Here is a 13,024-nt window from a genome sequence, read left to right as displayed (position 1 = left end):
CCTTCCGGCCCGGGCCTCAGGGCTTGCGGTGCATGTCCCGCAGCCGGGACACGCGCGCCACGTCGGTTTCGGCCTCCAGCGCCGTCATCACGTTGTGCAGATGCTCGATATCGCGCAGGTCCACATCCGCGGTGATGCGGTAGTAATCCGGCTTGCGGTCCACGAACCGCAGGTCCGAGATATTGGCCTTGCGGTCGCCGATCAGCGTGCAGACGCGCCCCAGAACGCCATGGGCGTTGAGGATCGTCAGGTCCAGGCTGACCGTATTGACCGCCGCATGCTTGCCCGACTGCCAGTGCAGGTCGATCCAGCGTTCGGGCTGGTCCTCGACCTCGGCCAGCGCCGGGCAGTCGATGGCATGGGCGACGACGCCCTTGCCGCGATAGGTGATGCCCACGATGCGCTCGCCCGGCAGCGGCTGGCAACAGGCGGCGCGGCGGAAGGGCAGATCCTCGGGCAGGCCCATGACGGGGCGGGCGGCATCCACCTCGTCCTGCGGGGCGGTCAGGTCGGGGTAGAGCAGTTCCACCACCTGCTGCGCGCTGATCTCTGCCGACCCCACGCGGGCCAGCAGTTCCTCTTCCCCCGGCAGGCCGAGCGTGCGGGCCGCGGTCTGCAACGCCTTGTCGGTCGCCTTCTTGCCGAAGCGTTCGAAGGTCACGCGCGCCAGTTCGCGGCCGAGCTTGATGAACCGGCTGCGGTCTTCCTCGCGCAGGGATTTGCGGATGGCGGCCTTGGCGCGGCCCGTGACCACGATGTCGATCCAGCTTGCCTGCGGGCGCTGGCCCTCGGCGGTGATGATTTCCACCGACTGGCCGTTGCGCAGCCGCGTCCACAGCGGCACCCGGATGCCGTCCACCTTGGCCGACACGCAGGCGTTGCCGATGCGGGTGTGGATCGCATAGGCGTAATCCAGCGGCGTCGCCCCGCGCGGCAGCTGCACCACATCGCCCTTGGGGGTGAAGCAGAACACCTGGTCCGAATACATCTCGAGCTTCACATGTTCGAGGAATTCGTCGTGGTCCCCCTCGTCGAAGCGTTCGGTCAGCGTGGTGATCCATTTCGCCGGATCGACGGCAAAGGGGTTCAGGCTGCGCACCCCGTCGCGGTAGGACCAGTGCGCGGCCACCCCGGCCTCTGCGACCTCGTGCATCTCGCGCGTGCGGATCTGCACCTCGACCCGCTTGCCGTCGCGGCCCGACACGGTGGCGTGGATGGAACGGTAGCCGTTCGACTTGGGCTGGCTGATGTAGTCCTTGAACCGCCCCGGCACCGCGCGCCAGCGCTGGTGGATCACGCCGAGGATGCGATAGCAGTCCGCCACGCTGCGCGTGATGATGCGGAAGCCGTAGATGTCGGACAGGCGGGAAAAGGCCAGATCCTTTTCCTGCATCTTGCGCCAGATCGAATAGGGCTTTTTCGCGCGGCCGTAGACGTCGGCCTCGATCCCCGCGCGGTCCAGTTCCAGCCGGATGTCGGCGGTGATTTTCGGAATCACGTCGCCCGATTCGCGTTGCAGCGTGACGAAGCGGCGCAGGATGGAATTGCGCGCCTCGGGGTTCAGCACGCGGAAGGACAGGTCCTCCAGTTCCTCGCGCATCCACTGCATGCCCATGCGGCCGGCCAGCGGCGCATAGATCTCCATCGTCTCGCGCGCCTTCTGGGCCTGCTTTTCGGGCCGCATGCTCTTGATCGTGCGCATGTTGTGCAGCCGGTCGGCCAGCTTGACCAGGATCACCCGCAGGTCCTTGGACATGGCGAAGAACAGCTTGCGGAAGTTTTCCGACTGTTTCGACTGCGCCGAGGACAGTTGCAGGTTGGTCAGCTTGGTGACGCCATCCACCAGTTCCGCGACCTCGGGGCCGAACTTCTGTTCGACCTCGGTATAGGTGGATTTCGTATCCTCGATCGTGTCGTGCAGCAGCGCCGTCACGATGGTCGCATCGTCCAGCCGCATTTCCGTAAGGATCGCGGCGACGGCGACGGGATGGGTGAAATAGGGCTCGCCCGACTGGCGGAACTGGCCTTCGTGCATCCGCCGGCCATAGTCGTAGGCGCGGCGGATCAGGTCGTCATTGGTACGCGGGTTGTAGTTGCGGACAAGCGCGATGAGGTCTTCAACGTCGATCATCGCACACCGTACCGGCCCCGCGGCCCCGTTCTCAGCCCTGGCCCTGGGCTTCCATCAGCATGCGCAGCATGCGTTCTTCCGACATGTCGTCCTGCACCGGGCGGTCCATCTCGGCGCCCATCAGCAGCGCCATCTGGTCGTCCTCGGGCTCGTCGACCTCGATCTGGGTCTGCAGGCTGGCGATCAGCCGTTCGCGCAGCGAATCGGCGCCCTGGGTTTCCTCGGCGATCTCGCGCAGCGACACGACCGAGTTCTTGTCCTTGTCACGGTCCACCGTCAGGGGCGAACCCGCCGCGATCTCGCGCGCGCGGTGGGATGCCAGCAACACCAGCTCGAACCGGTTCGGAACCTTGTCAACGCAATCTTCGACCGTCACGCGGGCCATCGGTCATCCTTCCATGTGGAGGCAAGAGCCGTCTATCTAGGACGGACAGGGGGGCTTGACAAGCGGATAACGCCCTGCGCCGGTCACTTCGGGGCGATCCGGGGGCCGATCGGCACCACCGCGGCGCGGTCGGCGGCGGGCAGGGCGGCCAGCATCCCGGCCACCGTCCGCCCCGTGACCGGATGGCGCCAGAGGGGGGCCACCTCGGCCAGCGGCACCAGCACGAAGGCCCGGTCCGCCAGCCGCGGATGCGGCAGGACCAGCCGGTCGGGCGCCGCGCGGGCCTGTTCCGCCGGGGGCAGGCCCGCCCAATGCGCCCAGGTCGCGCGGTCGGGCAGCACGGCATCGTCCAGCGCGATCAGATCGAGGTCCAGCGTCCGCATCCCCCACCGCTCCGCCCGGCTCCGCCCGAACGCGGCCTCGACCCCATGCAGCGCCGCCAGCGCCGCCGCGGCGTCCCCCGCCCAGTCCGCCACCGCACAGGCATTCACATAATCGGGGCCCGCGCCGGGCGGAAAACAGGGGGTGGCGTAAAGCGCGCTTTCCCGCAGGTGGACAAAGCCCGCATCCCGCAACGCCGCCAGCGCGGCGCGCAGCGTCTGCGCCGGCGTGCGCCCCGCATGGGGCAGATTCGCACCGAGCGCGATCAATGCGCTGCCATACCGCATGTGCAATTTCCAAACACTTTCGTATGAGGTCGATTGAGCTTCGTCACGGTTGTCTTACATACCGTTCACACACCGGTCTTGCGTTGCGCAGAGCAGCCCTCTCACTCACGGAGCCTGTCAGCCGGTTACGATTTTGGAAGGATTTGACATGTTTTACAAGGACGACCGGTTGGCGTTGTTCATCGACGGGTCCAACCTTTACGCGGCGGCACGGGCCCTCGGCTTCGACATCGACTACAAACTTCTGCGGCAGGAGTTCATGCGCCGGGGCAAACTGGTGCGGGCGTTCTACTACACCGCGCTGCTGGAAAACGAGGAATACTCGCCCATCCGGCCGCTGGTCGACTGGCTGCACTACAACGGCTTCGCCATGGTCACGAAACCGGCCAAGGAATACACCGACAGCCAGGGCCGCCGGAAGGTCAAGGGCAACATGGACATCGAACTGACCGTCGATGCGATGGAACTTGCGCCGCGGGTGGACCATATCGTGCTGTTTTCCGGCGACGGCGACTTCAAGCCGCTGGTGGAAAGCCTGCAACGGCAGGGGGTGCGGGTGTCGGTCGTGTCCACGATCCGCAGCCAGCCGCCGATGATCGCCGATGAACTGCGCCGCCAGGCCGACAACTTCATCGAACTCGACGAGTTGCGCGAGGTCATCGGCCGCCCGCCGCGCGAACCGCGCGAACCGCGGGTGGAACGCGAACCCGAGGCGACGGTCGAAACCTGATGGCCGCGGATCAGGAAGCGGGCCGGGACGGCGACGCGCGCGCCGTGCCGCCGCCGCGGGTGCTGCGTTACCGGCTGAAGCCGCTGGACGCGCTGGCGTGGGAACACATGCAGGCCGCGCCCACCAAAAAGGTGCGGCTGGGACGGATGGCGCCGTGGATCGCCGTCGGCCTGTCCTACGCGGTGATGATGAACCTCGAGGTCGGCGTGGGCATCCAGATCGGTGTGGCGCTGGCGGCCTCGGTCACGGCCTTCGTGCTGGCGCAATACCTGCTGGCGCGCGACATGCAGCGCCGCGCGCTGCTGCGTGTACCGGCAGAGGTGGACATGGTCTGCGAGGCCGGGGGCGAGGCCGACGCGCTGACCGTCTGGCCGGAAGCCGCGCCCGACCGGGCGCAGGTGATCCCCGCGCGGGCCATCCGCCAGATCGTGACCACGCCGGAACGGCTGTTCCTCGACGCGGGCGAACAGGTGCTGATCCTGCCGCATCACGCCTTCGTGGACGAGGAGGACATGAAGCTCTTCTCCGCCCGCTGGCGCGATGCCGCGCGCAACGCCCCGCCCTGAGGGCGGCGGGCTGGACCTGCGCGCCGCTTCGGCATACCTCTGGGCGCGCGAAACACGAGGTCCCGCATGAGCCTGCCGCCCCTGACACTCTACCTCGCCGCCCCGCGCGGGTTCTGCGCCGGTGTGGACCGCGCGATCCGCATCGTCGAGATGGCGTTGCAGAAATGGGGCGCGCCGGTCTATGTCCGCCACGAGATCGTGCACAACAAGTTCGTGGTGGACGCCCTGCGCGCGCAGGGCGCGGTGTTCGTCGAGGAACTGGACGACTGCCCCGACGACCGCCCGGTGGTCTTTTCCGCCCATGGCGTGCCCAAGGCCGTGCCGGCAGAGGCCGCGCGCCGCCACATGATCGCGGTGGACGCGACCTGCCCCCTTGTCACCAAAGTGCATATCGAGGCGCAGCGGCACCACGAACAGGGCCTGCAACTGGTGATGATCGGCCATGCCGGCCATCCCGAAACCGTGGGCACGATGGGACAGCTGCCCGAGGGCGAGGTGCTGCTGGTCGAAACCGTGGCCGATGTGGCGACCCTTCGGGTGCGCGACCCCGCGCGGCTGGCCTTCATCACCCAGACGACGCTGTCGGTCGACGACACGGCGGCGATCGTCGCCGCCCTGCGCGCCCGCTTCCCCGCCATCATGGGCCCGGGGAAGGAGGACATCTGCTATGCCACCACCAACCGGCAGGAGGCGGTGAAGGCCATCGCGCCGCGGATCGACGCGCTGCTGGTCATCGGCGCGCCGAATTCCTCGAACTCCCGCCGGCTGGTCGAGGTCGGGCGGGCGGCGGGCTGCGGCTATGCGCAACTGGTCCAGCGCGCCGCCGACATCGACTGGCGCGCGCTGGACGGCGCGCGCGCGGTGGGGCTGACGGCGGGGGCCTCGGCCCCCGAGGTGCTGGTGAACGAGGTCATCGACGCCTTCGCCGCCCGCTACGACCTGACGCGCGAACTGGTCGAGACGGCGGTGGAACGGGTGGAATTCAAGGTCCCCCGCCTGCTGCGCGAAGCCGGGGCATAGCCCCGGCCTACGGATCCCGCGCGCTCTCCCGGCCTTCGGCCCGGCGGATGGCTGCGCCTCCGGCGGGGATATTTGCGGACAGAAAATGAACAGGGTTGCGCCCAAGATCCTGCCTTTCCTCATTTTCTGTCCAAAAATATCCCGGGGGCGCCGGCTGGTGCGCCACTGGTTCGAGAACCAGCCGGCGCGGGGCTGGCCCCCGGCGCCCACCTGGACGCGCGCCCAACTCCCGGGGGAAGGGAAGCCCGGGTAGGCCCCCGGCGCCGCCCCAACCGCTTGCGCCCCGCGCCGCGATCGCATAGCCCTGCGCCACCATGCCAGATCTTTTCGCCTATACCGACGGAGCCTGCTCCGGCAATCCCGGCCCCGGAGGCTGGGGCGTCCTGCTGCTGGCGCGCGAGGGCGAGGCGGTGCTGCGCGAACGCACCCTTTCGGGCGGCGAGGCGGACACCACCAACAACCGGATGGAACTGCTGGCGGCGATTTCCGCGCTGGAGGCGCTGGCGCGGCCCTCGGCGATCACGGTAGTGACCGACAGCGCCTATGTGAAGAACGGCGTCAGCCAGTGGATCCACGGGTGGAAGCGCAACGGCTGGCGCACCTCGGACGGCAAGCCGGTGAAGAACGTGGACCTGTGGCAGCGGCTGGACGCGGCGCAGCGCCAGCACCGCGTCGTCTGGAAATGGATCAAGGGCCATGCCGGCCATGCCGAGAACGAGCGCGCCGACGAACTCGCCCGCGCGGGCATGGCCCCGTTCAAGCCGGCGAAGAAATGACCCTTGTCGCGCTGCTGGAGCTTGCATCGGTCTTCGTCTTTGCGCTGACCGGCGCGCTGGCGGCCAGCCGGGCGCAACTGGATCTGGTCGGCTTCGTGTTCCTGGCCAGCCTCACGGCGGTGGGCGGCGGCACGTTGCGCGATCTGGTGCTGGGGCAGGGCGCGGTGTTCTGGGTCGCACGGCCGCAGATGATCGGGCTGGCGGCCATCGCGGCGGTCATCGTGTTCTTCACCGCGCATCTGCTGGAAAGCCGCTACCGGGCGCTGTTGTGGCTCGACGCCTGCGCGCTGGCGGTGGCGGTGCCTGCCGGGGTGGGCGTGGCGCTGGCGCAGGGGCAGGGCTGGCCGGTTCTGCTGATGATGGGGGTGGCGACGGGCTGTTTCGGCGGGCTGATGCGCGATGTCGTCTGCAACGAGGTGCCCTTGGTGCTGCGCGCGGGCGAGCTTTACGTGACCGCCGCCTTTGCCGGTGCGCTGGCGGCGGTGCTGGCGCTGGCCGCCGGGCTCGACCAGCGCGCGGCGCTGATCGCTTGCGCCGCGGTGACACTGGCCCTGCGCGCGGGCAGTCTGGTTTTCGGCTGGAAACTGCCGGCCTACCGCCCCCGCCCGCCGCGCCGCTGACCCGCACGGGCCCGCGGCGTCGTCCAGCCGGAAAGGCGCCCGCTTCCCTTTCCGTCCAGACGGATCCCGGGGGCGCCGCGCGTTCCAGCCAGACCCGGCCGATCTGGGGCTGGCCCCCGCCTGCCCGCGTCCTATCGCCCGAAACCCCGATACAGGCCCGCAATCCCCGCCCGACGGGGCTGTGCGGCGGCGTGGAAAGTGGTTATGGTATACTCATGGCCCGTCCGCGTTCCGTACCTGATGCCGTTGTTTTCGATATGGTCCTGTCGCTTCTGTATGCCGGGGGCGAAAAGGCCGTGACCTTCGGGGCGGTTGCCGCCGGGGCGGGGCTGGCGGCGTCGTCGCTGGTGCAGCGGCATGGCTCGGTCGCGGGGATGATCCGCGATGCGCGCGCCCATGCCTGGGCCGGGCGGCAGGCGCGGTTGCTGGCGCTCGACGCGACCTTGCCTCCCAATGCCAAGGGTGCGGTGGCGCTGCTGAAGGCGCTGGCAGAGGCGGGCATGCCCGACCCGTCAGAGGCCGCGGACCCCGCGCTCGCCTCCCTTGCCGCCGACTGGCGCGCGGGCGTGGAAGGGGCGCTGGCCGCGCGGCTCGGCGGTGGCGCGAAGGGGGCGGAGCTTGCGGCGATTCTCTTTGCCGCCTGGGCCGGGCAGATGGCGTGGTCCGCCGCGGGCGGGCGCGGGTTCCGCCTGAAGGAGGCGCTGCGCCGGCTCGGCGGCTGAGGCCCGGTTGATCCGCGTCAAGGACGGCCTGGCGCCCCCCGCCTATGCTGCGCCCCTGTGTGTATGTAACGGAGACGGCTCATGTCGCGTCTGACGATGGTTCTGTTCAGTATCGCCTCGGTCACGCTGATGGGGATCGGCGTGGTGGTGGCGCTGGTACTCGGCCACTACCGGCTGGAGCCGATCGTGATCGCGGCGGCGATCGGGCTGGTGGCCGCGCTGCCGGTCAGCTGGCTGCTCGCCCGCCGTCTGCAATAAGGAGACAGGCATGCCCCATCCCCGCACCTACAGCCGGGCGCAGATCGTTCTGCACTGGCTGGTCGTCGTGCTGATCCTCGCGCAATACCTCAACAACGAGCCCATCGCCGAGGCCTGGCGGGCGTTCCGGCAGGGGCAGGTGGTCGAGGGCGGTCCCGGGATCGCGCTGCATATCCTGCCGGGGATGCTGGTCCTGCTGCTGACGCTCTGGCGGCTGGTGCTGCGGCTGACGCGCGGCGCGCCCCCGCCCCCGGCGGAAGAGGCCGCACCCCTGCGGTTCGCCGCGGCGGCGGTGCACTGGGCGCTCTACGCGCTGACGCTGCTGCTGCCGGTATCGGGCGCGGTGGCCTGGATCGGCGGGGTCGAAGGCGCGGGCGGCGCGCATGCGGTGATGACCAAGCTGTTGCTGGCGCTGGTGGCGCTGCATATCGCCGCGGCGCTGTGGCATCAGTTCTGGCTGCGCGACGGGCTTTTGTCGCGGATGCGGATCAGCCGCTGACGGGTTCCAGAAAGGCCGCCACCGCGGCCTCGAAGGCGCGCGGGTTTTCGGCATGCAGCCAATGGCCGGTGCCGGGGATCTTGGCCTGCCGCGCCGCCGGGAACAGCGCCTTGATCTGCGCGCGGTATTCCGGGCGGACATAGTTCGACAGCGCGCCCGACAGGAACAGCGCCGGGCGCGGGAAGGGCGGATAGCCGGCCTCGGGTTCGGGCCAGCCGACGATCCGGTCCATCTCTGCCGCCAGCACGTCGAGGTTCAGCCGCCAGCGCGGCGGATCGGCCCGCAGGTCGAGCGATTGCAGGAAGAACGACCGCAGCGTGGGATCGCCGATCACCGCCGCCAGCCGCCGGTCGGCCTCGCTGCGGCTGGTGAGGCCGGTCAGGTCCAGCCCGCGCATGGCGTCCACATTGCGGCGCTGGTCGTGGTCATAGGCGACCGGCGCGACATCGGCCACCACCAGCCGGTTGACCGCATCCGGGTGGGTCAGCGCCAGCATCATCGCCGCCTTGCCGCCCATGGAATGACCCAGCACATCCGCCTGCCCGCCATGGGCGGCGATGACCTCTGCCAGATCGCCCGCCATCGCCGGATAGTCGTGGCGGTCGGACCAGGGGCTGTCGCCGTGGTTGCGCATGTCGACCGCGATCACCTGCCGCCTGTCGGACAGGCGCCGCGCGATCGCGCCCCAGTTGCGCCCCGACCCGAACAGGCCATGCGCGATGATCAGGGGCGGGCGGTCGGTGGCGGTGCCATGCAGGGTCGTGTTCAGCATGTGTTTGGCATAGCGCGCCCCGCCCGCCGCCGCCAGCCCCCCCTTCTTCCAGACCGTTGAGGCGGCGCGCATCCCGCTGTAGGCTGCCCGCGCAGGTCGGAGGCAGGGATGGGCTACGCAACCGTACAGCAGATGGCGGACCGCATTGCCGCCCTGATGGAATCGCGTCTGAATGTCGGCGGCAGGGGCCTGCCGGAAAAGCTGCGCCGCGGCGGGCGGCGGCTGCCCCGGCGCGTGCGGCGCGAGGCGGAATATCTGGCCGAGGTGTCCGTTCTGGCCCAGAACCCGCGGGTGCAGCTGATGCTGGACGATGCCCGGATCGCGGCGGCCTATGACGTCTGCCTGAGGCATCTGAACGGTATCGGCGCGGCGGAACGGTTCTGGGCGGCGGTCCTGGGGATCACCGGATCGCTGGCCTTCGCGCTGCTGGTGGTGGCGGGGCTGGTGATCGGGGTGCTGGTCTGGCGGGGATACCTCTGAGGGTTTCGCCGGTGTCGGGGGCGGCGCCGGGGCGCTGCCCCGGACCCCGGGATATTTAGGGACAGAAAGTGAATGCGGCCCGTTTCGGATGAGGGCGGCGGGGCCTTGCCGGGCGTATTTTCCGGCAGGATGGAGGGTGGGGGCGGCGCGCGTTAACCTTTCCTTCACCCTCGGGCGCGATGCTGGCGGCATGACCCGCGCACATGTCTTTTCCGAAGCCCCGTTGCCGCTGTTCGGCGCCTCCGCCCCCCCCGGCGCGGACGAGGCCGAGGGGGCGGCGCTGCCCGAGGCGCTGGCGGGGCGTTTGCCGTCCTACATCCGCGACCACCGCGCCCGGCTGCGCGCGCGCTTCCGCGAGGGCGGCGCGGCGGCGATGCCGGATTACGAACTGCTGGAACTGGTGCTGTTCCGCGCCATCCCGCGGCAGGACGTGAAGCCGCTCGCCCGCCGCCTGCTGGACCGTTTCGGCGATTTCAACGCCGTGCTGAGCGCCGAACCCGCGCGGCTGGCGGATGTGGATGGCGTCGGCGATGCGGTGGTGACGGAACTCAAGATCGTCGCGGCGGCGGCGCAGCGGATGGCGCGGGCGCGGGTGATGCACCGGCCGGTGATCTCGTCCTGGGATGCGCTGCTGGACTATTGCCACACCGCGATGGCGCATGCGGCGACGGAACAGTTCCGCGTGCTGTACCTCGACCGCAAGAACGTGCTGATCGCGGATGAGGAGCAGGCCCGCGGCACGGTGGACCATGTGCCGGTCTACCCGCGCGAGGTGGTCAAACGCGCGCTGGAACTGAACGCTTCGGCGCTGATTCTGGTGCACAATCATCCGTCGGGCGACCCGACGCCGAGCGATGCCGACATCACCATGACGATGCAGATCCGCGACGCGGCGGAGGTTCTGGGGCTGGCGCTGCACGACCACCTGATCATCGGGCGCATGCGCGAGCTGAGCTTCCGGTCGGCGGGGTATCTGTAGGGCGATGCCGGGGCGGGCCCCTCAGCGCAGCCGTTGCCAGACCTCGACGCGCCGGTTCAGATGGCGGCCCGCGGCGGTGTCGGCGCAGCCGAGGGGCAGGGCGGGGCCGAAGGCGGCGGTGGTCAGGGTCGCCGCGCCGGGAACAGGGTCGGTCATCGCCGCCTCTACTGCGGCCAGCGCCGCACCCGCCAGCGCCTGCGCATCGCGGGCGTCGTCGCCGAAACCCGCCAGCAGCAGGACTTGCCCGGCATGCGCACCCGCGGCGATCCCCGCGCCCACATCCGCCGCCAGCAGGGCCGATGCGGGGTCGAGCCGCGCCGTGCCGGGTTCGAACCGGAAGGACAGCGACAGCCGGTCCGCCCCGGCCATGGCCGCCACGACCTCTTGCAGCGCCGCCAGCCCCGCCGCGCCCTCGGTAGCGCGGATCGCGTTGACCAGCCGCGCGCCCTGTTCGGCGGCCGGGTGTCGCTGCACCGTCAGGTCGGCCAGCCCCGCGCCCGCCACCAGCGCCTGCGCCGAAGCTGTGCCGAGGTGGTCGCGCAGTGCGCGCAGGACGGGGTGCAGCCGCCCGCCCGCCGGGGCGAGTTGCAACGCCAGCGCCAGCGGATAATCGCCGGTGCGCAGCGCGAACCCCTCGGGATCCAGCAGCGCGCCGCAGCGGTCGGTCAGCCGCAGCACCGCCAGATCGGGGCGCAGGGCGCGGGCCGGCAGCAGCGCCAGCGCCCAGGGGTCGCCCGCCGCCGCCGCGGCCAGCGCGGCGGGGTCGTCATGGGCCTGTCCCGCCCCGATGGGGCCGAGCCGCGCCTCTGCCAGCCGCCGCGCGCCGGTGCCGGGGGCGGGGGCATGCAGCGCGATGGGCGCGGGCGGGGCGCCGAGGCCGGCCCAATCCGTCACCTCGCCCGCCAGAACGCGGGCCAGATCCTCCAGCGCGATCTGCCGCAGCGGGTTGGCCGCCGCCACCGCGACCACCAGCCCGTCATGGCCCAGCACCCGCCCCTCCGGCGGCCAAGGGGCGGCATCGACCAGCGCCAGTTCCGCCCCGCCGCGCGCAATGCGCTGCCGCGCCTCCGCTGCCGGCGCGGTGGATAGCGCGAACCGTGCCAGCACCCGGCCCCCGGCATCGGCCAGTGCCAGCGCGTCGGGTTCCGCCAGCACCTGCCGGCCCTGCGTGGCGGCGAAATCGCGGATCAGCGCGGCCAGCAGGCCGGCCATCGCCGCATCCTCTGCCAGCAGGCGGAACCGGGGCGGCAAAAGCGCCAGTTCGGGGCAGCCCGGGCCCGCGCAATCCACCGCCAGCGCATCGACGACCAGCGTGCCATAGGCGGTATCGACCCGGTAGACCTGCCCGTCGTAGGACAGCAAAGTGCCGGAAACGTTCAGGTTTCCGGCATGGGCGCGCAGCGTCACATCCTGCGCCCGCGCGGGCAGGGCGATGAAAAAAAGCGCGGCGATCACCGCCGCGCACCGGATCATTGCCGCCATTTCCGCCTCGGCCTAGCCCTCGTGGGCGGCGAGTTTCAGGTCGGCCAGCGGATTTGGCAAGACCAGAATGTCGCCCACCGCATCGCAGCCCGGCATGGCGAGCGTGAGTTCGCGCAGAACCAGATCGCCGCCCGCAAGTTGCAGGGTTTCCCCCAGGATCTCGCGGTCGCAGGTGGCCTCGGTGACGGCGGCCTCGATGTCGAGCCGCAGGGCGGGGCTGCCGGCCCGAGTACCGGCGGGGAAGGTATAGACCTCGGCCAGCAGCGGCGCCTCGGTCGTCGGGTCGCCGAGGGCGGTGACGAAATGGCCGGCGGCAGAGGGCAGGCCGGGGCGCAGGGCCGACACATGGCCGGGCGCGCCGAAATCGGCGTCATCGGCATAGGCCTGAAGCTGGAAGGCGTCGTCGCCGGGCCATTGCACCGCGAAACGGTCGAAATCCGAAAGGTCGGGCACGGCGATGGCGGCGGCGGCGCTGTCGCCATCGCCGAAGAGGACAGAAACCTGCGCCGGGCTTTGCAGCGCGGGCAGGCTGACCGCCAGCATTCCCGCGGACGACAGATGCCCGGTGACGGCAAGGCCCGCGTGGCGGATCACCACCCGTTCGGCCCCGCGGCAGGGTGCGGCCAGCGCCAGCGCGACACGGGCGGCGGGCAGGGGCGTGAGCGCCAGCGCGGGGGTGCAGTCGGGGGCCGCGGCCAGCGCGGATTCCTCGACCGGCATTTCGGCGGGGGTTTCGGCCGGTACGGCCGCCAGGACCGGGGCCGGCGGCGTGACGGCGGGCAGCGCCGGTTCCGCCGGCGCGGTGGCCGACAGCGGCACGATGGCCTGCGGCTTGGCCGCGGCGGGGCTGCGCTGCATCAGATGGCCGCTGCCGGCGGCCACCGCCACTACTGCGGCGACAAGGATGATCCTGCGTTTGCGTTCCATTCCGGGCTC

General features: G+C 70.7%; 16 protein-coding genes. 10 read left to right on the top strand and 6 right to left on the bottom strand.

The window, feature by feature from the left end:
- Nucleotides 1–16 precede the first annotated feature (16 nt).
- The 3 genes from RGD00_RS10935 to folK all read right to left on the bottom strand — a co-directional run bounded on the left by RGD00_RS10935 (nt 17) and on the right by folK (nt 3,184).
- Nucleotides 17–2,131 (bottom strand): RelA/SpoT family protein, encoded by a 2,115-nt coding sequence (locus RGD00_RS10935; protein ID WP_310457357.1) that lies wholly within the window; start codon nt 2,129–2,131, stop codon nt 17–19.
- A 31-nt stretch (nt 2,132–2,162) separates the two neighbouring features.
- Nucleotides 2,163–2,516, bottom strand: coding sequence for a DNA-directed RNA polymerase subunit omega (rpoZ, locus tag RGD00_RS10930; protein ID WP_310457356.1), 354 nt, complete (start codon nt 2,514–2,516; stop codon nt 2,163–2,165).
- An 83-nt stretch (nt 2,517–2,599) separates the two neighbouring features.
- The gene (gene folK / locus RGD00_RS10925; protein ID WP_310457355.1) at nt 2,600–3,184 is read right to left on the bottom strand and encodes a 2-amino-4-hydroxy-6-hydroxymethyldihydropteridine diphosphokinase; all 585 of its coding nucleotides are present in this window, start codon (nt 3,182–3,184) and stop codon (nt 2,600–2,602) included.
- Between the two features lie 148 nt (nt 3,185–3,332).
- Between folK and RGD00_RS10920 the strand changes: the two genes are divergently transcribed.
- From RGD00_RS10920 to RGD00_RS10885, 8 genes are all read left to right on the top strand, one after another.
- Nucleotides 3,333–3,914, top strand: coding sequence for a LabA-like NYN domain-containing protein (locus RGD00_RS10920; protein WP_310457354.1), 582 nt, complete (start codon nt 3,333–3,335; stop codon nt 3,912–3,914).
- Nucleotides 3,914–4,480, top strand: a complete 567-nt coding sequence (locus RGD00_RS10915) for a hypothetical protein (protein ID WP_310457353.1) — start codon at nt 3,914–3,916, stop codon at nt 4,478–4,480. Before RGD00_RS10920 ends, RGD00_RS10915 begins: the two co-directional genes overlap by 1 nt.
- Before the next feature lie 66 nt (nt 4,481–4,546).
- Nucleotides 4,547–5,500 (top strand): 4-hydroxy-3-methylbut-2-enyl diphosphate reductase, encoded by a 954-nt coding sequence (ispH, locus tag RGD00_RS10910; protein ID WP_310457352.1) that lies wholly within the window; start codon nt 4,547–4,549, stop codon nt 5,498–5,500.
- Between the two features lie 314 nt (nt 5,501–5,814).
- Nucleotides 5,815–6,276 carry a ribonuclease HI gene (gene rnhA / locus RGD00_RS10905; protein ID WP_310457351.1) on the top strand — a complete coding sequence of 154 codons (462 nt, stop codon included), beginning with the start codon at nt 5,815–5,817 and terminating at the stop codon, nt 6,274–6,276.
- A complete protein-coding gene (locus RGD00_RS10900) occupies nt 6,273–6,896 on the top strand; it encodes a trimeric intracellular cation channel family protein (protein WP_310457350.1) in 624 nt (207 codons plus the stop codon). Before rnhA ends, RGD00_RS10900 begins: the two co-directional genes overlap by 4 nt.
- 257 nt (nt 6,897–7,153) lie before the next feature.
- On the top strand, nt 7,154–7,618 hold the full coding sequence (locus tag RGD00_RS10895) for a transcriptional regulator (protein ID WP_310457349.1): 465 nt from the start codon (nt 7,154–7,156) through the stop codon (nt 7,616–7,618).
- Between the two features lie 81 nt (nt 7,619–7,699).
- A complete protein-coding gene (locus tag RGD00_RS10890; protein ID WP_310457348.1) occupies nt 7,700–7,876 on the top strand; it encodes a CTP synthetase in 177 nt (58 codons plus the stop codon).
- Nucleotides 7,877–7,886: 10 nt separating this feature from the next.
- Nucleotides 7,887–8,375: a cytochrome b gene (locus RGD00_RS10885; RefSeq protein ID WP_310457347.1), complete on the top strand. Its 489-nt coding sequence runs from the start codon at nt 7,887–7,889 to the stop codon at nt 8,373–8,375.
- Here the strand turns inward: RGD00_RS10885 and RGD00_RS10880 are convergent.
- Nucleotides 8,365–9,147: an alpha/beta fold hydrolase gene (locus RGD00_RS10880; RefSeq protein ID WP_310457381.1), complete on the bottom strand. Its 783-nt coding sequence runs from the start codon at nt 9,145–9,147 to the stop codon at nt 8,365–8,367. The two genes, RGD00_RS10885 and RGD00_RS10880, sit on opposite strands and share 11 nt — an antisense overlap.
- A gap of 108 nt (nt 9,148–9,255) precedes the next feature.
- Here RGD00_RS10880 and RGD00_RS10875 point away from each other — a divergent pair, with 108 nt between their 5' ends.
- Entirely contained in the window at nt 9,256–9,627 is a 372-nt protein-coding gene (locus RGD00_RS10875; protein WP_310457346.1) for a hypothetical protein, read from the top strand.
- A gap of 190 nt (nt 9,628–9,817) precedes the next feature.
- Nucleotides 9,818–10,606, top strand: coding sequence for a RadC family protein (gene radC / locus RGD00_RS10870; RefSeq protein ID WP_310457345.1), 789 nt, complete (start codon nt 9,818–9,820; stop codon nt 10,604–10,606).
- Between the two features lie 21 nt (nt 10,607–10,627).
- On the opposite strand, the gene RGD00_RS10865 is transcribed toward radC, so the two are convergent.
- Together RGD00_RS10865 and RGD00_RS10860 are read right to left on the bottom strand one after the other, a co-directional pair.
- On the bottom strand, nt 10,628–12,079 hold the full coding sequence (locus tag RGD00_RS10865) for a substrate-binding domain-containing protein (protein WP_310457344.1): 1,452 nt from the start codon (nt 12,077–12,079) through the stop codon (nt 10,628–10,630).
- A 21-nt stretch (nt 12,080–12,100) separates the two neighbouring features.
- Entirely contained in the window at nt 12,101–13,015 is a 915-nt protein-coding gene (locus RGD00_RS10860; protein ID WP_310457343.1) for a hypothetical protein, read from the bottom strand.
- Nucleotides 13,016–13,024: the final 9 nt, after the last annotated feature.

This window comes from Ruixingdingia sedimenti, assembly GCF_031432425.1.
GTDB lineage: Bacteria > Pseudomonadota > Alphaproteobacteria > Rhodobacterales > Rhodobacteraceae > Ruixingdingia > Ruixingdingia sedimenti.
This window is presented reverse-complemented; position numbering and strand designations above follow the sequence as displayed.